General features: G+C 68.5%; 11 protein-coding genes and 2 tRNA genes. 9 read left to right on the top strand and 4 right to left on the bottom strand.

Annotated features, from left to right (window positions below; genetic code table 11):
* Positions 1 to 474: 474 nt before the first annotated feature.
* Positions 475 to 551: transfer RNA gene (locus ACKN61_RS16210), tRNA-Arg, on the bottom strand.
* A gap of 624 nt (positions 552 to 1,175) precedes the next feature.
* Here ACKN61_RS16210 and ACKN61_RS16205 point away from each other — a divergent pair.
* A complete protein-coding gene (locus ACKN61_RS16205; RefSeq protein WP_408950406.1) occupies positions 1,176 to 5,417 on the top strand; it encodes an autotransporter domain-containing protein in 4,242 nt (1,413 codons plus the stop codon).
* Positions 5,418 to 6,140: 723 nt separating this feature from the next.
* Here the strand turns inward: ACKN61_RS16205 and parC are convergent.
* Positions 6,141 to 8,384 carry a DNA topoisomerase IV subunit A gene (gene parC, locus ACKN61_RS16200; RefSeq protein ID WP_223620529.1) on the bottom strand — a complete coding sequence of 748 codons (2,244 nt, stop codon included), beginning with the start codon at positions 8,382 to 8,384 and terminating at the stop codon, positions 6,141 to 6,143.
* A 196-nt stretch (positions 8,385 to 8,580) separates the two neighbouring features.
* Here parC and ACKN61_RS16195 point away from each other — a divergent pair, with 196 nt between their 5' ends.
* The 5 genes from ACKN61_RS16195 to ACKN61_RS16175 all read left to right on the top strand — a co-directional run bounded on the left by ACKN61_RS16195 (position 8,581) and on the right by ACKN61_RS16175 (position 16,249).
* Positions 8,581 to 9,405, top strand: a complete 825-nt coding sequence (locus tag ACKN61_RS16195; RefSeq protein ID WP_408950405.1) for a glutaminyl-peptide cyclotransferase — start codon at positions 8,581 to 8,583, stop codon at positions 9,403 to 9,405.
* A 344-nt stretch (positions 9,406 to 9,749) separates the two neighbouring features.
* Complete coding sequence (locus tag ACKN61_RS16190) at positions 9,750 to 10,967, top strand: efflux RND transporter periplasmic adaptor subunit (RefSeq protein WP_408950404.1); 1,218 nt, start codon at positions 9,750 to 9,752, stop codon at positions 10,965 to 10,967.
* The gene (locus ACKN61_RS16185) at positions 10,964 to 14,092 is read left to right on the top strand and encodes a multidrug efflux RND transporter permease subunit (RefSeq protein WP_408950403.1); all 3,129 of its coding nucleotides are present in this window, start codon (positions 10,964 to 10,966) and stop codon (positions 14,090 to 14,092) included. Before ACKN61_RS16190 ends, ACKN61_RS16185 begins: the two co-directional genes overlap by 4 nt.
* Positions 14,093 to 14,141: 49 nt before the next feature.
* A complete protein-coding gene (locus ACKN61_RS16180) occupies positions 14,142 to 14,858 on the top strand; it encodes a heavy metal response regulator transcription factor (protein ID WP_408950402.1) in 717 nt (238 codons plus the stop codon).
* Positions 14,855 to 16,249 carry a heavy metal sensor histidine kinase gene (locus tag ACKN61_RS16175; RefSeq protein ID WP_408950401.1) on the top strand — a complete coding sequence of 465 codons (1,395 nt, stop codon included), beginning with the start codon at positions 14,855 to 14,857 and terminating at the stop codon, positions 16,247 to 16,249. Before ACKN61_RS16180 ends, ACKN61_RS16175 begins: the two co-directional genes overlap by 4 nt.
* Before the next feature lie 282 nt (positions 16,250 to 16,531).
* Here ACKN61_RS16175 and rnk read toward each other — a convergent pair whose 3' ends face one another.
* Entirely contained in the window at positions 16,532 to 16,969 is a 438-nt protein-coding gene (rnk, locus tag ACKN61_RS16170) for a nucleoside diphosphate kinase regulator (protein WP_408950400.1), read from the bottom strand.
* Positions 16,970 to 17,376: 407 nt separating this feature from the next.
* Here rnk and ACKN61_RS16165 point away from each other — a divergent pair.
* The 3 genes from ACKN61_RS16165 (at position 17,377) to idi (ending at position 19,173) form a co-directional block, all read left to right on the top strand.
* Positions 17,377 to 17,461, top strand: a tRNA-Leu gene (locus ACKN61_RS16165).
* A gap of 604 nt (positions 17,462 to 18,065) precedes the next feature.
* On the top strand, positions 18,066 to 18,404 hold the full coding sequence (locus ACKN61_RS16160) for a hypothetical protein (protein WP_408950399.1): 339 nt from the start codon (positions 18,066 to 18,068) through the stop codon (positions 18,402 to 18,404).
* A gap of 229 nt (positions 18,405 to 18,633) precedes the next feature.
* Positions 18,634 to 19,173 carry an isopentenyl-diphosphate Delta-isomerase gene (gene idi, locus ACKN61_RS16155; protein WP_031373766.1) on the top strand — a complete coding sequence of 180 codons (540 nt, stop codon included), beginning with the start codon at positions 18,634 to 18,636 and terminating at the stop codon, positions 19,171 to 19,173.
* A gap of 39 nt (positions 19,174 to 19,212) precedes the next feature.
* On the opposite strand, the gene pip is transcribed toward idi, so the two are convergent.
* Positions 19,213 to 20,166 carry a prolyl aminopeptidase gene (gene pip, locus ACKN61_RS16150; RefSeq protein WP_408950398.1) on the bottom strand — a complete coding sequence of 318 codons (954 nt, stop codon included), beginning with the start codon at positions 20,164 to 20,166 and terminating at the stop codon, positions 19,213 to 19,215.
* Between the last annotated feature and the right edge of the window lie 78 nt (positions 20,167 to 20,244).

Below are 20,244 nucleotides of genomic sequence, written 5' to 3'. Positions count from 1 at the left end.
GGGCGCGTCCTGAAAATCGTATGCGCGGCATGTGCCGGCTCACAGAAAGCAGGGCTGCACCTGACGGCAGCAGAGCACTCGATGACTTCGGCATGGAACATTCCCCCTGAGAACGGCTGTAGCAACTCGATGCCAGCGGTTCGTCGGTTGTTCCGACAGTACGCAAGCATAGGGCCGCATGTTCAGTCGTACGTAGAGAAATACGTCAAATTCAGGGCAATCACACTTATTTTTTGTTCATGGCTGCTGGCCGAAGACGGCGCCGTTCGACGTTGTGCACGCGCCGCCGGCGTCGCTGCCGGGGCGGACGGAAACGCACAAAGAAGGGAGTGTCCGATGCGTCGATCGTGCCGGCCGAGCAGCCGTGGCGGGGTGTCGACCGCTTGCCCGGCCCGGTGAGGCAGGAACCGATGGGAGATGGGGGGAGCCATCGAGACCTGGAAGCGCTTGCTTGCTGTCTCTCCAGCCCGTGGTTGGCGACCCCGACACGATTCGAACGTGTGACCTTCCCCTTAGGAGGGGGATGCTCTATCCAGCTGAGCTACGGGGCCGTTGCGATTTCGCGGTGTAGCCGGCTGCTCTACGACCGCGCTGCGCCTGAGTGCAGCGAGCCGGGGGGGATTGTACCCGGGGCGACAGCGGCCGGGCCACGACCGCATCCGCCGGCCCTGTCGGGGAGGCCGCGATGCCGTGCTTGAGCGTTGCACCGCGAGGCTCGCGGCCGGATTCGTCGTGGGCGGGTCGTCTCGCAGGAACTCGGCCATGACCGGCCCGATCGAGCAGGGCGGTGCGCCCGAGTCGGCAAGCTCGGGGTGACGAGCCGCGGCCGGCATCGTGAAGTCTGGCCCGGGGTTGTCGGACCAGCGGTACGAGAAATCCGAGTCATCTGGCTTAATGTGTCGCCTGGCACAGTAAAAAATGTGACGAAGTGTCCGCTAACGGGCTCGTTTCACGTTAGCAGTTCCAACGAAGCGTCTCAGGGAGTGGCGTTTCTGTTCCGGTTACCGACTGTGGCCGGACGCTCGCGTGGCCTTGGGGCAGGTCGCGAGCGATAAGGCTCAGGACTTTTTGCAGGGGAGCACCGCGTTCGTGGCGCACAGGCCGTGCGCGCGATCGCGTGTGCGTGGGTTTCGTGCAACCGCACTGCGGTTCGCCTAGGGGGCGATTGGATGGCTATGAACACGTTGCGATTCCGTGCCGGCGCGATCACGCGCTTGCGTCTCGACCCGGCCCTGCGCGCGGCTCGCGGTGCCATGGCCCGGTTGGGCGGCCTGCTGTTGCTGGCGGGGCTCGGCATCACCGGCACTGCGCAAGCGCAGAGTTGCGGCGTCGGCGAAACGCCGGCGGCGTTCGGTTTCACCGGCGGCGAACAGACCGTCGCGGTGCCGGCCGGCGTGCATTCGTTGACCGTCTATCTCAGCGGCGCCCAGGGCGGCGCCGGCCGTAGCGGCGCCGGCACCATCGGCGGCAGTCCGAACTCGCCGGGCGGCACCGGCGGCCTGGGCGGGCGCGTACGCGGCACCCTGGCGGTCACGCCCGGCGCGACCTTGTCGATCTGGGTCGGCGGGCAGGGCTCGCAGGCGGTCAACCCCGGCGGTATCGGCGAGGGCATCGACGGCATCGGTGGCGGCGCCACCGATCTGCGCGTCGGCGGCAACGGCATCGGCAATCGGGTCGGCATCGCCGGCGGCGGTGGTGGCGGCGGCAACGCCGGCTGGAGCACCGCGAACGTCATCGCCGGCGGCGCCGGCGGTGTCGGCGGCGGCGGCACGGGCGGCGCGGGCGCCGACGTGCCTGGCGGCCCCGGTCCCTACGGCGGCGGTGGCGGCACGGTCGGCACCGGTGGTGCGGGCGGCGGTGGCTGCGGCAGCTTTCCGGCCACTGCCGGCAACGCGGCCAACGGCAACGGCGGCGACGCCTTCAACTTCTCCGGTTCCTTCAGCGGTGCCGGCTTCGGCGGCGGCGGCGGCGGCGGTGCCACGGTCGGTGCGGGCGGTGGCGGTGCCGGCGTCGGTACCGTCACTTGCCAGCAGAACTGGAACGGCGGCGGTGGCGGCGGCGCGGGCGGCAGCTCGGGCGCAACCGGCCTGACCGCGGTCACCATCAACAACGGCGTGCAAGCCGGCAACGGCGCGGCCTTGATCTGTTTCGCCCCGACCCAGTTCGCGGTCGGCGGTTCGGCCAGCGGCCAGACCGGCCCGGTCACCCTGCAACTCGCCGCGACCAATCCGGTCAGCTCGCAGCAGGTCGTGGTGGCGCAGGCCGCCAGCAGTTTCGTGTTCCCCACACGCCTGCCACAGGGGGCGAACTGGAACGTCAGCGTGCTGACGAATCCGGCGGGGCAGTTGTGCAGCGTCGCGCCGTCCAGCGGTTCGGCGATCGCAGCCGACGTGACCAACCTCGTGCTGAGCTGCGTGACGGTGGCGGTGACGGTCAATCCGGCCACCTTGCCCAATGGCGCGCTCGCGACCGCGTATTCGCAGACCCTCAGCGCCACCAGCGGTAACGGCGGCGTCGCCCCGTACACCTTTACGGTCACCGCCGGCGCTCTGCCGCCCGGCCTGGCCTTGTCGAGCGCCGGTGCGTTGTCGGGTACCCCGACGGCCGCGGGTTCGTTCAATTTCACCGTGCAGGCGACTTCGAACAACGGTTTCAGCGGCACGCGCGCCTACACCCTGGTGATCGCGCAGGGCAGCCAGGCGATCACCGCCTTCGCCGCCAACCCGGCCTCGCCGGTGTACGCGCCGGGCGGCAACTTCACCGTCTCGGCCACCGGTGGCGCGTCGGGTAACCCGGTCGTGTTCGCCAGCACCACGCCTGCGGTCTGTACTGTCGCCGGCAACACGGTGACGACGGTGGCGGCCGGCAACTGCGCGCTTACCGCCGATCAGGCCGGCAATGCCAACTACACCGCCGCGCCGCAGGCGACGCTCGCGGTGACCATCGGCCCTGCCAGCCAGGCCATCAGCGCGTTCGCGGCCAATCCCGCCGCGCCGGTGTACTCGCCGGGCGGCAGCTTCACCGTGTCGGCGACCGGTGGCGCCTCGGGTAACCCGGTGGTGTTCGCCGGCACTACGCCGGCCATCTGCACGGTCAGCGGCAACACGGTGACGATCGTCAGCGCGGGCAATTGTTCGTTGACCGCCGACCAGGCCGGCAACGCCAACTACAGCGCCGCGCCGCAGGCCTCGCTGGTCGTCGCGATCGGTGTCGCAACTCAATCGATCAGCAACTTCGCAGCCAATCCGGCCGCGCCGGTGTATGCGCCGGGCGGCAGCTTCACGGTCTCGGCGACGCCGGGTCTGTCGAGCAGCCCGGTGGTGTTCGGCAGCGTCACGCCGAGCGTGTGCACGGTGGCCGGCAGCACGGTGTCGATGCTGAGCGCGGGCAACTGTTCGCTCACCGCCGATCAGGCCGGCGACAGCAACTACAGCGCTTCGCCGCAGGTCAGCTTGAACGTGGCCATCGCCCTGGCGGCCCAGGCGATCACCGACTTCGCGGCCAACCCGGCGGCGCCGGTGTTCGCGGCCGGCGGCAGCTTCGCGGTCTCGGCCACGCCGGGCGCCTCGACCAGCCCGGTCGTGTTCGCCAGCACTACGAGTTCGGTGTGTACGGTCAGCGGCAGCACCGTGACGATGTTGAGCGCGGGCACGTGTTCGCTGACGGCCGACCAGGCCGCCGACGGCAACTACAGCGCCGCGCCGCAAGTGACGCTGGACGTGACCATCGGCGCGGCGGCTCAGGCCATCACCGCTTTCAGCGCGAATCCGGCAGCGCCGGTGTACACGCCGGGTGGCAGCTTCACCGTATCGGCCAGCGGCGGTGCCTCGGGTAATCCGGTGGTGTTCGCCAGCACGTCGCCGGCGATCTGCACCGTCAGCGGCAATACGGTCAGCACGCTGGGATCGGGCACGTGTTCGCTTACCGCCGACCAGGCCGGCAACGCCAACTACACCGCCGCGCCGCAAGTCGCTCTGCAAGTGATCATCAGCGGCGCCACGCCGAACCTGGCCTGGATCGGCGACCTCGCCAAGACCGTCGGCGAGGCGGCCTTCGATCTGCCCGACCCGAGCAGCAACAGCAACGGCGCCTTCAGCTTCAGCAGCGCCAATACGGCGGTGGCGACGGTCAGCGGACGCAGGGTGACGATCGTCGGTGCCGGCGTGGCGACCCTGGTCGCGACGCAGGCGGCCAGCGGCAGTTATCTGCAGGCCTCGATCGATGCCACCTTGACGGTGACCGGCCGCCCCGACCCGACCCGCGATCCCAGCGTGGTCGGCGGCTTGCAAGCGCAGGTCGACGCCAGCGTGCGCTTCGCTTCGGCGCAGCAGTCCAACATTCACGATCGCCTGCGCCAGCAGCGCTTCGCTGGCGCCAACCGTTCCAGCAACGACATGGCCCTTAATCTGAGCAGCCGCTCGGGCGGGGCGATGTCGCTGACCGCGGGCCAGGTGATGTCGATCGATCCGGTGCGTCTGCCGGAAGGCTGGGGCCTGTGGACGGCCGGCAGCATCACCAACGGCCAGCGCGAACGCAACGCGCGCAGCGACGGTTTCGACTTCCAGAGCGACGGCCTCACCGTCGGCGCCGACTGGCGTATCGGCGAGCGTTTCCTGCTCGGCGTGGCCGGCGGTTTCGGCTGGAACGACACCGACCTGGACGACGGCCGCTCGAAGCTCGATGCCGAGCAGCGCGCGTTGTCGCTGTACGGCCTGTGGCGGCCGAGCGAACGCTGGTTCGTCGACGGCATCCTCGGTTGGGGCCGCCTGGATTTCGACATCCGCCGCTACAGTGCGACGGCCGGTGCCACCGCTTCGGCCGAGCGAGAAGGCGACCAGGTGTTCGGTTCGCTCACCGCCGGTTACGAACACGGCGGCGGCAACGGCATGATGCTGACCGGTTACGGCCGCCTCGACAGTAGCCGCACCAAGCTCGACGGCTACCGCGAGACCGGCCTGGGTATCTACGACCTGAGCTACGGTTCGCAGACCGTCGAGAACAGCGGCGCTTCGCTCGGCGTGGAAGGCAGCCTGCCGATCGTGACCGCGCGCGGCAACATCTTCCGTCCCTACTGGTTGCTCGAATACCGCGAGTCGTTCGACAACCGCAGCGACGTCAACCTCAACTACGTGATCATGCCGGTCGCCAACGACTACGTGCTGGGCCTGCGCAGCTACGGCGACAACGCGCTCAGCTACGGCGCCGGCATGGACATGACCTTCTCCAGAGGTTGGAAGCTGTCGCTGCTGATGCGTCGCCAGCACGGCAGCGGCCAGGACCCGAGCACCAGCTTCGGCCTGCTGCTCTCGTTCTCGCCGGGCCTGCAGTCGGGCGCGGCGATGATGGCCCCGAGTGCGCAGGACGTGGCGATGGAGACGGATGCGGCGGCCACGAAGACGCCGGAGACCGGTCGTTGAGTGGGCGCTGTTGAGTCGCGGTTGATTGGCTGCAAAGCGCAACCGCGAAGTTGATTGAAACGATGCACTCAGAACGCTCCGGGCTCGCACCCGGAGCGTTCTGCTTTTCGGGTAACCGAAGTAATTTTCGCAAGCGTAGTCAGCCGAAGCTGCAGGGAAGCGGTTGCTTTATGGCGATGTCCGATTGCGTCCTGGCTCCGGACACCGGCTTGGTATTGCACTGCTTCGGCTGTCGCGGCTTGCGCCGCTCCTACCCAAAAGCGCGTCGCCGCCCCGGGGTAGGAGCGGCGCGAGCCGCGACCAACCAAAGTAATTTTCGCAAGCGTAGTCAGCCGAAGCTGCAGGGAAGCGGCTGCTTTACAGCGATGTCCGATTGCGTCCTGGCTCCGGACACCAGCTTGGTATTGCACTGCTTCGGCTGTCGCGGCTTGCGCCGCTCCTACCCAAAAGCGCGTCGCCGCCCCGGGGTAGGAGCGGCGCGAGCCGCGACCAACCAAAGTAATTCTCGCAAGCGCAGTCAGCCGAAGCTGCAGGGAAGCGGCTGCTTTACAGCGATGTCCGATTGCGTCTTGGCTCCGGACACCGGCGTGGAATTTCGCCGCTTCGGTTGATTGCGGCTTGCGCCGCTCCTACCCAAAAGCGTGTCGCTGCCACCGGACTCATAACGACAACGCCCCGCTCGAAGCGGGGCGTTATCGGATTTGCGACGGGGCCTGCGCAGGCTTACTCCACCGACAAGCCTTCGACCTTCTGCCAGCCGCGCGGCAACAGGCCGCCGCGGGTGGCGCGGGCGCCGAGGTAGGGTTCCAGGTCTTTCCAGGACAGGCTCATGGTGCGCGCGCCCGACTTGACGGTCAGGGTGCCGCCCGGGGCCACCACGGCGACCGCGATCACGCGTTCGGTGCCGAGCTTGGCCTTGGGGATGTCGATGATCTTGTTGCCCTTGCCCTTGTCGAGCTCAGGCAGCTCCGACACCGGGAAGGCGAGCAGGTGGCCGACGTTGGTCACCGCGACCACGCGGTCCTGCTCGACATCGCCGACCTGCGCCGGCTGCAGCACCTTCGCGTTCGGGGTCAGCGACAGCATCGCCTTGCCGGCCTTGTTGCGGCCGGTCAGGTTCTCGAAGCGGGTCACGAAGCCATAGCCGTGACTGCTGGCGAGAACGAAGCGCTGATCGTTGTCGCCAGCCGCCAGGGTCTGGAACGACGCGCCCGGTGCCGGCGAGAAACGGCCGGTCAAGGGTTCGCCGTTGCCGCGCGCCGAGGGCAGGCCGTGGATCAGGGTCGAGTAGGAACGGCCGGTCGAATCCAGGAACGCCACCTGCTGGGTGCTGCGTCCGCGTGCCGCGCCGAGCAGGCCGTCGCCGTCGCGATAGCTGAGCGTGGCGGCGTCGATCTCGTGGCCCTTGGCCGCGCGCACCCAGCCCTTTTCGCTGATGACCACGGTCATCGGCTCGCTGGCGACCAGCTCGGTTTCCGACAAGGCCTGGGCGGCGTTGCGCGAGACCAGCGGCGAACGGCGCGCGTCGCCGAACTTCTTGGCGTCGGCCAGCAACTCGTCCTTGATCAGCTTCTTGAGCTTGGCCTTGCTGCCGAGGGTGGCGATCAGTTGTTCGCGCTCGGCGGCCAGTTCGTCCTGCTCGCCGCGGATCTTCATTTCTTCCAGGCGCGCGAGCTGGCGCAGCCGGGTTTCCATGATGTAGTCGGTCTGCTCTTCGCTGAGGCCGAAACGCTTCATCAGCACCGGACGCGGTTCGTCCTCGCTGCGGATGATGCGGATCACTTCGTCGAGATTGAGGAACGCGACCAGCAAGCCTTCCAACAAGTGCAGGCGGCGCTCGACCTTTTCCAGGCGGTGGGTCAGGCGGCGGGTGACGGTGTCGGTGCGGAAGCTCAGCCACTCGCTGAGGAAGGCCTTGAGCCCCTTGACCTGCGGCCGGCCGTCCAGGCCGATCACGTTCATGTTGATCCGGTAGCTCTTCTCCATGTCCGTGGTCGCGAACAGATGGCCCATGAGCTGTTCGACATCGACACGGTTGGAGCGCGGCACCAGCACGATGCGGGTCGGGTTGGCGTGGTCGGACTCGTCGCGGATGTCTTCCAGCCAGGGCAGCTTCTTGGCCCGCATCTGGGTGGCGATCTGTTCGATGACCTTGCCCGGCGAGGCCTGGTAGGGCAGCGCGGTGACGACGATGTTCGGGCCGTCCTTCTCGAAGATGGCGCGGGCGCGCACGCTGCCCAGGCCGGTCTCGTACATCGCCAACAGGTCGCTGCGCGAGGTGATGATCTCGGCCGGGGTCGGATAGTCCGGGCCCAGCACGTGCTCGCACAGGTCGCGGGTGGTGGCGTCGGGGTCGTCGAGCAAGCGCACGCAGGCGCTGACGATCTCGTTGAGGTTGTGCGGCGGCACGTCAGTGGCCATGCCGACCGCGATGCCGGTGGTGCCGTTGAGCAGCAGGTGCGGCAGGCGCGCCGGCATCCAGGTCGGTTCTTCCAGGGTGCCGTCGAAGTTCGGGGTCCAGTCGACCGTGCCCTGGCCGAGCTCGCCGAGCAGCACTTCGGCGATCGGGGTCAGCTTGGATTCGGTATAGCGCATCGCCGCGAACGATTTGGGATCGTCGCTGGAACCGAAGTTGCCCTGGCCCTCGACCAGCGGATAGCGGTACGAGAACGGCTGCGCCATCAGCACCATCGCCTCGTAACAGGCGCTGTCGCCGTGCGGGTGGTACTTACCGATCACGTCGCCGACGGTGCGCGCGGATTTCTTCGGCTTGGCCCCGGCGTTGAGGCCGAGTTCGCTCATCGAGTAGATGATGCGGCGCTGGACCGGCTTGAGGCCGTCGCCGAGGAAGGGCAGGGCGCGGTCCAGGACCACGTACATCGAGTAGTCGAGGTAGGCGCGCTCGGCGTACTCGCGCAGGGGAATCTGTTCGAAGCCGTGGAAAACCGGACGTACGGGATCAGTCATGGAACCTTTGAGGCGGGGTAGGGCTGAGCCGGGATTCTAACCGGGGACGGCTGGGCTGATGTGGACGAAGCGTCGTGGACGGGGCGTCGTGGACGGGGCGTGGACCGGCGCGGGCGCCGTGCGGCAGCCGTGCGGCAGCCGGTTTGGGCGCGAGGCGGTATTCTCGGCATCCGTGATCGCCCACGTTGAGACTGCCATGCCCTTGCGCGCACGCCTTCCCGCCTCGCTGATCCCTTGCCTGGCCTTGATCGGGGCGAGTGTGCTGCCGGTGGCGACGGCCCAGGCGCCGGGGCGCGAGGTGCCGGTGTATTCCTACCGGGTGGTCGCGCGCTATCCGCACGATGCCGGCGCGTTCACCCAGGGCTTGATCTTCAAGGACGGTTTCCTGTACGAGAGCACCGGCATGTACGGGCGCTCGTCGGTGCGCAAAGTCCGTCTGGCCGACGGCAAGGTGCTGGAGAAGACCGATCTGCCGGCCTCGGTGTTCGGCGAAGGCCTGACCGACCGCGGCCAGCAGTTGCTGGTGCTGACCTGGACCACGCAGACCGGCTACATCGTCAAGCTGCCGGGGCTCGCGGTGACCGGCAACTTCGCCTATCCGGGCGAGGGCTGGGGCCTGGCGCGCTCGGCCGACACGATCTACATGAGCGACGGCACCGCGCAGATCCGCTTGCTCGATCCGAAGTCGCTGCGCGAGCGCTCGCGCATCCGGGTGACCTTCAACGGCAAGCCGCTGCCGCAGCTCAACGAACTGGAATGGGTCGACGGCGAGCTGTTCGCCAACGTCTGGATGACCGACAGCATCGTCCGCATCGACCCGAACAGCGGTCGGGTCGTCGGTCGCATCGACCTGGGCGGCCTGCTCGCGCGTCACGGCACTCGCGCCCGCGGCGCCGACGTGCTCAACGGCATCGCTTACGACGGCGCGCGAAAGCGTCTGTTCGTGACCGGCAAGTTGTGGCCGGATCTGTTCGAGATCGAACTGGTGCCACCGGCCTCGCGCGCCGCCAAGCCGCGCTGAGAGAACCTCGCAGGCCAACCTGTCGAACACCGTCTTCTTGGGCAAGCGTCGTTGAGGCGAGGGGCGCCGTTACGGCGCGGCTTCGCGCCGTGCGCGATCCGCAAAGCACGATGGCCGATTGATGCCACCGTTTGATGCGACCGTGCCGAAAGGCACTGTCGTCGTACGGGCCGATATGGGCGCGGCCGCCGATACCCGCGCCAGCTGACGAATTTGTCAGCCAAGCGACAGCTTGCTGTCCGTGGCCGCCGCCTAGAGTCGTCGCACGGTCTGCTTTCCTCCCCTCGCGGGCCGTCGCGGCGCGCTCCGGTGCGCCGCTCCATCGACCCGCCACGGATGCCGCCATGTCGCCCACGCCCGCCGCCACGCTTTCGCCCCGCGCCCGCAAGACCGTTTTCGCCGCTGCCGCATCGCTCGCGGTCCTCGCCGGAGGGCTGGTCTGGGGCGCTTTCGGCAGCCGCGGCGCGCCGCCGCCGGCGCCACCGCCGCCGGTCCCGGTGACGACGATGCGGGTAGAACGCCGCGACGTGCCGCATTGGCAGGAAACCATCGGCACGGTGACCTCCCTGCAGAGCACGGTGTTGCGCCCGCAGGTCGATGGCGTGCTGACCCAGGTGCTGTTCCGCGAAGGCCAGCAGGTCAAGCGCGGGCAGTTGCTCGCGCGCATCGACGACCGCAGCATCGCCGCGAATCTCGACGGCGCCCAGGCCGCGCTGGCGCGCGATGCGGCGCAGCTGCGCGCGGCGAAATCCGACCTCGACCGGTTCCGCCAGTTGTCCGGCAGTCAGTTGATCGCCCGCCAGATGCTGGAACAACAGGCCGCCTCGGTGCAGCAGTTGCAGGCCACAGCGCAGGCCAACCAGGCGGCGATCGACGCCACTCGCGTGCAGCTGTCGCATACCCGCATCTTGTCGCCGATCGACGGCCGCGTCGGCCTGCGCCGCGTCGATCCGGGCAACGTGGTGCGCGCCGGCGACGACGACGGCCTGGTCACGGTGCAGCAGGTCGATCCGATCTCGGTGATGTTCACCCTGCCGCAGGACCAGTTGCCGGGCCTGCGCCAAGCCCAGGCCGCCGGCGCGGTCGAGGTGCAGGCGCTCGACCGCGACGCTGGCGTGGTGCTGGCGCAAGGCGAGTTGAGCGTGATCGACAACCAGATCGACGACGCCACCGGCACGGTGCGCATCCGCGCGGTGTTCAAGAATTCGCAGGACCGCCTGTGGCCCGGGCAGCTGGTCAGCGTGCGCGTGCGCACCGGCACCAGCGCAGCCGCGACCGTGGTCGCCAGCGAAGCGGTGCAGCGCGGCGTCGACGACCACTTCGTCTACCGCCTCGAGGCCGACAACAAAGTCGCGCTGGTGCCGGTGCGGATCGAGTACCAGGACGACAAACTCGCCGTGGTCAGCGGGCTGCAGGCCGGCGACGTGGTGGTGCGCGACGGCCAGTCGCGACTCAAACCCGGCATGACCGTGGCGCCGACCGCGCCGACCGCGCCGACCGCGCCGACCGTGCGCGCCGCGCCGGGCAACGCCGTGGCGGCGCGCGTGGCGGGGGCGCCGTGAGCGGGCGTGTCTCGATTTCCGGCTGGTTCGTTCGCCATCCGGTCGCGACCACGCTGCTGACCGCAGCGGTGCTGTTGCTCGGCTTGTTCGCCTTGCCGCGGCTGCCGGTGGCGCCGTTGCCGCAGGCTGAGTTCCCGACCATCCGCATCGATGCCTCGCTGCCCGGCGCCAGCGCCGAGACCATGGCTTCGGCGGTGGCGACGCCGCTGGAGACGCAGCTGACCGCGGTGCCGGGCATCAGCGAGATGACCTCGACCAGCGCCCTGGGCAGCACCTCGATCACCTTGCAGTTCGTGCTCGACAAGAGCATCGACACCGCCGCCCAGGAAGTGCAAGCGGCGATCAACAACGTCTCCGGGCGCCTGCCGCGCGACATGCCGAGCCTGCCGCGCTGGACCAAGATCAATCCCGCCGACAGCCCGATTCTGATCCTGAGCATGCATTCGCCGCTGATGCCGTTGACCGAGCTCAGCGACCTCGCCGAGACCCGCTTCGCGCGCAGCCTGAGCCAGATCGACGGTGTGTCGGAAGTCTTCGTCGCCGGCCAGGTGCGGCCGGCGATGCGCATCCAGGCCGCGCCCGAGCGCCTGGCCGCGATCGGCCTGACCCTGGCCGACCTGCGCAACGTCGCCCAGAGCGCCAGCGTCAACCAGGCCAAGGGTGCGGTGGTCGGCGCGCGGCGCATGTCGACCCTGGAAACCAACGACCAGTTGTTCAAGGCCGAAGACTACGAGCGCCTGGTGGTGACCTATCGCAACGGCGCGCCGGTGCGGTTGGGCGACGTCGCCCGGATCAGTTTCGGCGGCGAGAACGACTACGTGCGCGCCTGGCCGAACGGCAAGGACGGGGTGATGCTGGTGGTGTTTCGCCAGCCCGGCGCCAACATCATCAAGACCACCGACGCGGTGCTCGAAGCGTTGCCGCGGTTGCGCGCCAACCTGCCGGCCAGCGTCGAGGTCGAGGTCTTCAACGACCGCACCCGCACCATTCGCGCGTCCCTGCACGACGTCGAGCTGACCCTGGTCCTGACCGTGCTGCTGGTGGTCGTGGTGATGGGGCTGTTCCTGCGCGAACTTTCCGCCACCCTGATCGTCGGCGCGGTGCTGGTGGTGGCCCTGGTGGCCACGTTCGCGGCGATGTACGCGCTGGGTTTCACTCTCAACAACCTCACCTTGGTGGCGCTGGTGATCGCGGTGGGTTTCGTGGTCGACGACGCCATCGTCGTGGTCGAGAACATCCACCGTCACCGCGAAGCCGGCATGCCGATGCTGCAGGCGGCGCTGCAGGGCGCCAGCGAGATCGGCTTCACCGTGGTGACCATCGGCGTGTCGCTGATCGCCGCCTTCATCCCCTTGTTGTTCATGGGCGGCGTGGTCGGGCGCCTGTTCGCCGAGTTCGCGCTGACCGTGACCGTGGCGATCCTGATTTCGATCGTGGCCTCGCTGACCTTGGCGCCGATGCTGGCCTCGCGCTTCATGCGCAAGTCCTCCGGCCATGCCGACGCCGCCGGCACCTGGTCGGCACGGTTGCTCGCCGGCTACGACCGCAGCCTGCAATGGGCGCTGGCCCATCAGCGCCTGATGCTGGCCGGTTTCGGCCTGACCGTGGCGATCGCGGTCGCCTCCTATGCGCTGATCCCGAAAGGCTTCTTTCCCTCGCAGGACACCGCCTTCGTGTTCGCCACCACCGAAGCCGCGCAGGACATTTCCTACGAGGACATGGTCGCCAAGCACAAGCAACTGGCGCAGCTCGCCGCCGAAGATCCGGCCTTGCAGAGCTGGGGCCATTCGGTCGGCGCCACCGCCGGCAGCTCGACCATGTCCAACGGCCGGTTCTGGTTCGTGCTCAAGGACCGCGGCGACCGCGACGTGTCCGCCGACGAGTTCATCGACCGCATGCGCGGCAAGCTGTCGCAGGTGCCGGGCATCACGATCTTCATGCGCTCGGCGCAGGACATCAACATCGGCACCGGGCCCTCGCGCACCCAATACCTGTACGCCCTGCGCGGCGCCGACAGCGCCGAACTGGGGCTGTGGGCCGATCGCCTGACCCAGCGCCTGGCGACATTGCCGGAGCTGCGCGACGTGTCCAACGACCAGAAGATCGGCGCCAGCATCGTGCGCCTGGCGATCGACCGCACCGCCGCGGCGCGTTTCGGTCTCAGCGCCCAGGACATCGACGATGCGCTGTACGACGCCTACGGCCAGCGCCAGATCAACGAGTTCCAGACCGAGACCAACCAATACCGGGTGATTCTCGAAATCGACCCGCGCATGCGCGGCAGCATCGACAGCCTGGCTTACTTCCATCTGCGTTCGACCACCACCGGGCAGATGGTGCCGTTGTCGGCGGTGGCGCGGGTCGAGCCGCCCGGCAACGGGCCCTTGTCGATCAGCCACAACGGCCTGTCGCCGGCGGTCAACATCTCCTTCAACCTCGCCGCCGGCGTCGCCCTCGGCGATGCGGTCGCCGCACTCGACCGGGCCAAGGCCGAGATCGGCATGCCGAGCAGCGTCAGCGGCAATTTCCAGGGCTCGGCGCAGGCCTTCCAGGACTCGCTGGCGACCCAGCCGCTGCTGATCCTGGCCGCCTTGCTCGCGGTCTACATCATCCTCGGCGTGCTCTACGAGAGCTTCGTCCACCCGCTGACGATCCTGTCGACCCTGCCGTCGGCCGGCATCGGCGCGGTCTTGCTGCTGTGGGTGTGGCGCCTGGATTTCTCGATCATGGCCCTGATCGGCATCGTGTTGCTGATCGGCATCGTCAAGAAGAACGGCATTTTGCTGGTCGACTTCGCTCTGGACGCGCAACGCCGACGCGGCCTGACGCCGACCGCGGCGATCCACGAGGCCTGCCTGACCCGGTTCCGCCCGATCATGATGACCACCCTGGCGGCCTTGCTCGGCGCGATCCCGCTGATGATCGGCTTCGGTACCGGCGCGGAGCTGCGCCAGCCGCTCGGCGTGGCGGTGGTCGGTGGCCTGCTGATCAGCCAGGTCCTGACCCTGTACAGCACGCCGGTGATCTATCTGGCGCTGGACCGGCTGTTCCTGCGCCGTCGCCGCGAGGCAGCGCAGGCGGCCTCGCCCGCGCCGGCCGACCCGGCCGCAGCGGCGACGGCCTGAGCGGCGGTACGATGTCGGCCCAGGTACTGCCCGCAAGCTCGGTGTCGCGATGAAGCTGCTGATCGTCGAAGACGAAATCAAGACCGCCGATTACCTGCGCGACGGCCTGGCCGAGCAGGGCTGGACGGTCGACGTCGCCCGCGACGGCGTGTCCGGCCTGCACCTGGCGCGCGAACTCGACTACGACGTGATCGTGCTCGATGTGATGCTGCCCGGCATGGACGGCTTCGCGGTGCTGCGCGAACTGCGCACGCGCAAGCAGACGCCGGTGATCATGCTGACCGCGCGCGACCGCATCGACGACCGCGTGCATGGCCTCGGCGCCGGCGCCGACGATTACCTGGTCAAGCCGTTCTCTTTCATCGAACTGTTGGCGCGCTTGCAGGCGCTGGTGCGGCGCGGCCGCCAGCAGGAGCCGACCGAGCTGCAGATCGGCGATTTGTCGATCAACCTGATCGCGCGCCGCGCCCATCGCGACGGCTGCCGCCTGGATCTGACCGGCAAGGAATTCGCCTTGCTCGCCCTGTTGGCGCAACGCCGCGGCCAGATCTTGTCGAAGACGGTGATCGCCGCGCAGGTCTGGGACATCAATTTCGACAGCCACACCAACGTGGTCGAGGTTGCGATCAAGCGCCTGCGCACCAAGATCGACGGCCCCTTCCGCGACAAGCTGCTGCACACCGTGCGCGGCATGGGCTACGTGCTGGAGGCGCGCGAGGGCGAGCAGGGCGAGGGCCCGTCGTCGTCGGGGCGGGCCTCGGCATGAGGCCTTTCAGCGACATCTCCATCGCGCAACGCCTCGCGGCGATGTTCGCGCTCGCTGCGCTGTTGGTGTTCACCCTGGTCGGCGTCACCCTGTACCAGGTGCTGGAGAACCAGATCGTGCGTTACCAGCGCGCCGAGCTGGAGACCAAGCTGCGTTCGGTCGCCGGCAGCGTCGCCATGTGCGACACCCGCGAGCGTTGGTACAAGGTGCAGGACAAGGTCGAGAACCTGACCTCCAGCGATCGCAGCATCCGCATCTGGGCCTGGAGCGGCAATCCCGGTTTCCGCATCGGCAGCGGCGAGCCGGAAGTGGACGTGCCGCGCAAGGGCGACCATGGCATGGGCCGCTTGTGGCTGGATGGCCACTCGGCGCCGTACCGAACCCTCAACGAATTGATTCCCGCGCATGGCGAGCGGCCGGCGGTGCGGCTGTGGATCGGTATCGATTCCTGGCCTTACGTGTCGGCCTTGCGCTCGTTCGTGCTGGCGCTGGTGGTGCTCGGCGTGGTCGGCACCGCCGTGGTGGCCTTGCTCGGCCACTGGATCGCGCGGGTCGGCCTGCGGCCTTTGCAACGTTTGTCGAGCCAGGCGCAGGCCTTGAGCCCGAGCAATCTTTCGCAACGCCTGCAGCCGGCGCAACTGCCCCCGGAGCTCGGCCATCTGACCGGCGCCTTCAATGGCGCTCTCGACCGGCTCGAAGGCGCCTACACGCGCCTGGATGCGTTCAACGCCGACGTCGCCCACGAATTGCGCACGCCGCTGACCAATCTGATGGGCCAGACCCAGGTCGCGCTGTCGCGGCCGCGCGAAGCCGCCCAGCTCGAGGACGTGCTGCAGTCGAACCTGGAAGAGCTCGAACGCATGCGCTGCATCGTCAACGACATGCTGTTCCTGTCGCGCGCCGACCAGGGCGACATCGCCCTGGACCGGGTCTGCGTGGCGCTCGCCGACGAAGTCGCCAAGACCGGCGAGTTCCTCGAATACCTGCTCGAAGAAGCCGGCATGCGCCTGCGCATCGACGGCACCGCCGATGCCTGGATCGACACCGCGCTGTTCCGCCGCGCCATGACCAACCTGCTGCATAACGCCGTGCAGCACGCGACCCCGGGTTCGGAGATCGTGGTCGAACTCGGCAACGGCGGCGAAGGCGCGCGCGTCGCGGTGCGCAACCAGGGCTCCTCGGTGGCCTCCGAGCACCTGGTGCGCATGTTCGATCGTTTCTATCGCGTCGATGCCGCGCGCGAACACCGCGGCGAACGCCATCACGGCCTGGGCCTGTCGATCGTCAAGGCCATCGCGGTCCTGCACGGCGGCGAAGTATTCGCGAGCAGCGAAGAGGGCGCGACGACGGTGGGCTTCAGCCTCGCCACGCCGTCGGCCTGCGCCGCCTGAGCCAGCGCGGTACAGGGTTGGAGCGGTTCGAGCCGCGACCGCGAATCCGCAGTTAAGCCACCCACCGGATTGCGCGGTCGCAGCTTACGCCGCTCCTACAGGCACGGCGTCGCTGATGTAGGAGCGGCGTGAGCCGCGACCGCGCGGTTTCTGATCGCCGCGAACGAACCATGGCCGTCGCTCGCGCGCTGGTTCTCTCGTGGGCTTTGCCGGGGGCGTCGTCGCCGTTGGTTTCGCGGTCGCGGCTCGCGCCGCTCCTACCCAGGGGCGCGGCCGTACGACTCAGCGGTGCAGGTCGCCCGCGGCTTCGGGTTGGTAGCGCAGGGCGAGCACGCGCAGGCGTGCGCTGCGGCCGCCGGGCAGGGGCCAGTCGATGCGGGCGCCCACGGCGAGGCCGAGCAGGGCGGTGCCGATCGGCGCCAGGATCGAGATGCGTTCGGCGCTGCCGTCGGCGTCGCGCGGATACACCAGGGTGACTTCGCGCTCTTCGCCGCTGCTCTCGTCGAGGAAGCGGATCACCGAATTCATGGTGATGATGTCGGCCGGCATCTGTGCCGGTTCGACGAGGTCGGCGCGGTCGAGTTCGCGGCGCAGGCCGCGGGTGTCGAGAGCGGCGGCGAGCGGCTGTTCCAGCAGGGCTTCGAGCCGGTCGCAGTCCAGGCGCGACAGGGTCAGCGGAGGAGGCAGTCCGGAGGGATGGGGCAGGTGGTTCGGGTTCATTCGTGGATCTCCAAAGCAAGAACGGGCGACGCACGATGCGCCGCCCGCGGTTCAGGATGTTCGCGGACATTAGCCCGGCGGCGAGGGGGCATCAAGCCGCAGGCGCTGCCCTGCCGCACGGCTGCGCGGTCCGAATGCGGTAGGAATCAGATGGAACCGGGCATCGGTGATGGAGCGCGGCAAGCGGAGCGTTCAGCGCCGTTCGCCGGCGCCCACAGCGGCGCGATTGCGTCGGCGCGCGGATGGCGCGGGCCTTGCGCTGCAGTCCTCGCGAGCGCAGCGGCTCGGATGCGGCCTTCCCGACCTTGCCTTAAATGCTGGTTGAAATAAGTTGTGACAAAACCGTTGACAGCCGACCCGCCGCAACGCAACATACGCGCCCCGCAGTACTGAACGTGTTGCGGCAGGCCCAGGTGGCGGAATTGGTAGACGCACTAGTTTCAGGTACTAGCGGGTAAAACCGTGGAGGTTCGAGTCCTCTCCTGGGCACCACTACATCGATCATCGCAGTCGGCACCGATGCGACGATCCAACGAAGAACCCCGCCCCGGCGGGGTTTTTTGTTGCCCGCGATTTTTGCCGGCGCCACTCTCGCGGCGGCCCGCCGGCCCCGGCCGGCGCAGTGCCGCCGCCCCTCATTCATCCTGCTGCGGCCACGAGGCCTGACCGGTCCGGACCAGGGCTGCCGTATTTGTCCAGATAGGTGGCCGTTCGCGACCGTTGCGGCCGGCCGATCGAGGGTTTCGGGCGTTTGCAGGGTCGGGACAGCCTCCGGCGCTGCCGAGACCGGCGCGGGATGGCCGGGCGGTATTCGGTGTGCCGGCGACGGGGCGCCAGGATGTCCGCCCCTGCCGGCCGGGCCGTCGTGGCCCCTGCGACCGGGCTCGGCGATAGTCTTATCCGGGGTCGGCCTTTGCCTGGCCCAGGCTCATCGGCTAGTCTTCGCCACGAAGCTCAAGCCGTGAAGGCTGTGGCGGCAAGGGGAAGCGTAGGGCCCCGGGGGCCGATTCGACGGTTTCGACCGCGAATCCAGGCGAGGGGAACGACGCGCCGGTCTGCAATACAGGAAATCGAGTTCACACTAAGGAGAGGTCTCATGAAAAAGCTTTGTCTGTCGATCGTGTTGCTGATGGCGTCCTCGAGCGCCTTCGCCAACGAGTTCATTCCGTATTACGGCAACAACCCCTTCTTGTTCTGCAAGATCGGCGTGCCGCAGGACTGCTGGAGGCCGGTCAACGCCGCCACCGGCGAGTACAAGGTCGTCAACCGCAAGTGCTTCAACCCCTATTCGGCCAACCTGTTCTCGCGCGTGTGCAAGCAGGCGTTCCCGAACGGCATGCCGGCCGGCGATCTGGGCGGCGAACCGCCGGCTCCGACCACCGACACCAAGGGCGCCAGCTCCACCAATCGCGACCCGGCCCGCATCGACAAGTAAGCCGGCCGCGACATCGCTTCGAACGCAGCGGCCCCGCCTTGGCGGGGCCGTTCGTTTTTGCGGATTCGCAAGCGAGCTGCAGGAGGCGCAGAGGTTGCGCTTCGCAAGCCCGCTCGGCCATCCCTGCGCTGTGCCGATTCGGCCGGTTTCATGTCCTGCCCGTGATTGAGCGCACGACCCCGAACGCAGGGGCTGGCATAGTCGCGCTCATGCAGCGAACGAGAGCGATATGAACGAGATGCTCATCCTGGTCGACGAGCAAGACCAGGCCATCGGCGTCGGCGAGAAGATGCAGGTGCACCGGCAAGGGCTGTTGCACCGCGCGTTTTCGGTGTTCGTGTTCGATGCCCGGGGGCGCTGGCTGTTGCAGCGTCGCGCCGACGGCAAATACCACTCCGGCGGTTTGTGGAGCAACAGTTGTTGCGGCCATCCGCGCGAAGGCGAGGCCACCGATGCCGCGGCGCGGCGCCGCTTGCGCGAGGAGATGGGTTTCGAGTGCGAGCTCAGGCACGTGGCCCGCATCACCTATCGTCTCGACGTCTCCGACGGCCTGGTCGAACACGAATGCGACCACGTCTTCGTCGGCCGCTACGACGGCCAGCCGCTGCCCGATCCCGCGGAAGCTTCCGACTGGGCCTGGAAGCCGCTGCCGGAACTGTGGGATGCCCTGGCCGGACGGCCGCAGGAGTTCAGCCGCTGGCTGCGCCATATCGCCGACCAAACCGGGCGCGCCGAGTTCGAACGCTGGCAAAGCCTGGCGACGCGATAACGCCGCCGGCTTTGCGGTCCTGCCTGCTGCGGGCGAGCCTCAGCCGTAGCGATCGGCCAGCGCGTCGGTCGCGCTGACCAGCACGTCGACGATTGCCGGATCGGCCGCGCTGTGGCCGGCCAGGACCACGCGGAAATCGGCCTCGGGCCAGGCGCAGGCGAGGTCGTAGGCACTCTTGACCGGGCAGATGATGTCGTAGCGCCCGTGCACGATGGTCGCGGGGATGTGGCGAATGCGCTCGACCCCACGCAGCAACTGGTCCGGTTCCAGGAACACCCGATTGCGGAAGTAGTGCGCCTCGGCGCGCGCGACGCTGATCGCGGCATGCGGCTCCTCGAAGTTGCCGGCCTCGTCGGGGTCGTGCACCAGGGTGGTGCTGCCGCCTTCCCAATAGCTCCAGGCCTGCGCCGCGGCCAGGCGCACCGCCTCGTCGTCGCTGTCGAGCCGGCGCCAATAAGCCTCGGTCATGTCCTCGCGTTCCTGCGGGGGAATATGTTCGAGATAGCGCGTCCAGCGTTCCGGGAAGATCCAGCGCGCGCCGCCGTCGAGTTCGTTGAACCAGCGCAGCTCGCCGGTGCTGCCGAGGAAGATGCCGCGCAAGACCAGGCCGAGCGTGCGCTCGGGGTGGGTTTGCGCATAGGCCAGCGCCAGGGTCGAACCCCAGGAGCCGCCGAACACGACCCAGCGCTCGATGCCGAAATGCTCGCGGATCGCTTCGATGTCGGCGACCAGGTGCCAAGTGGTGTTGTCGCGCAGTTCGGCGTGCGGCGTGGAGCGGCCGGCGCCGCGCTGGTCGAACAGCACGATGCGATAGCGCTTGGGATCGAAGAAGCGGCGGTGGTACGGCGAGACGCCGGCGCCCGGGCCGCCGTGCAGGAAGATCACCGGCAAGCCGTCGGGGTTGCCGCATTCCTCGATGTGCAGCTCGTGCAGCTCGTCGACCGCGAGGCGATGAGTGCGGTAAGGCTCGATTTCCGGATACAGCTCGCGCACGGACGGTCTCCTGCAGGGAATCGCCCGAGCATAGCGCCAGGGTTCCGTGCGCGTCATCAGCCGCGAACCTCGCGTCGC

It is taken from the genome of Lysobacter sp. Hz25, from assembly GCF_046097045.1.
Lineage (GTDB): Bacteria > Pseudomonadota > Gammaproteobacteria > Xanthomonadales > Xanthomonadaceae > Lysobacter > Lysobacter antibioticus_B.
The sequence above is the reverse complement of the archived record's forward strand: the minus strand, read 5'-3'. Positions and strand labels throughout refer to the sequence as shown.

Coding starts and splice junctions, on each gene's coding strand:
- ACKN61_RS16175 (WP_408950401.1), top strand. CDS start 14,855: ATGAGGCCTTTCAGCGACATCTCCATCGCGCAACGCCTCGCGGCGATG.
- rnk (WP_408950400.1), bottom strand. CDS start 16,969: ATGAACCCGAACCACCTGCCCCATCCCTCCGGACTGCCTCCTCCGCTG.
- ACKN61_RS16160 (WP_408950399.1), top strand. CDS start 18,066: ATGAAAAAGCTTTGTCTGTCGATCGTGTTGCTGATGGCGTCCTCGAGC.
- ACKN61_RS16180 (WP_408950402.1), top strand. CDS start 14,142: ATGAAGCTGCTGATCGTCGAAGACGAAATCAAGACCGCCGATTACCTG.
- parC (WP_223620529.1), bottom strand. CDS start 8,384: ATGACTGATCCCGTACGTCCGGTTTTCCACGGCTTCGAACAGATTCCC.
- ACKN61_RS16195 (WP_408950405.1), top strand. CDS start 8,581: ATGCCCTTGCGCGCACGCCTTCCCGCCTCGCTGATCCCTTGCCTGGCC.
- ACKN61_RS16190 (WP_408950404.1), top strand. CDS start 9,750: ATGTCGCCCACGCCCGCCGCCACGCTTTCGCCCCGCGCCCGCAAGACC.
- idi (WP_031373766.1), top strand. CDS start 18,634: ATGAACGAGATGCTCATCCTGGTCGACGAGCAAGACCAGGCCATCGGC.
- ACKN61_RS16205 (WP_408950406.1), top strand. CDS start 1,176: ATGAACACGTTGCGATTCCGTGCCGGCGCGATCACGCGCTTGCGTCTC.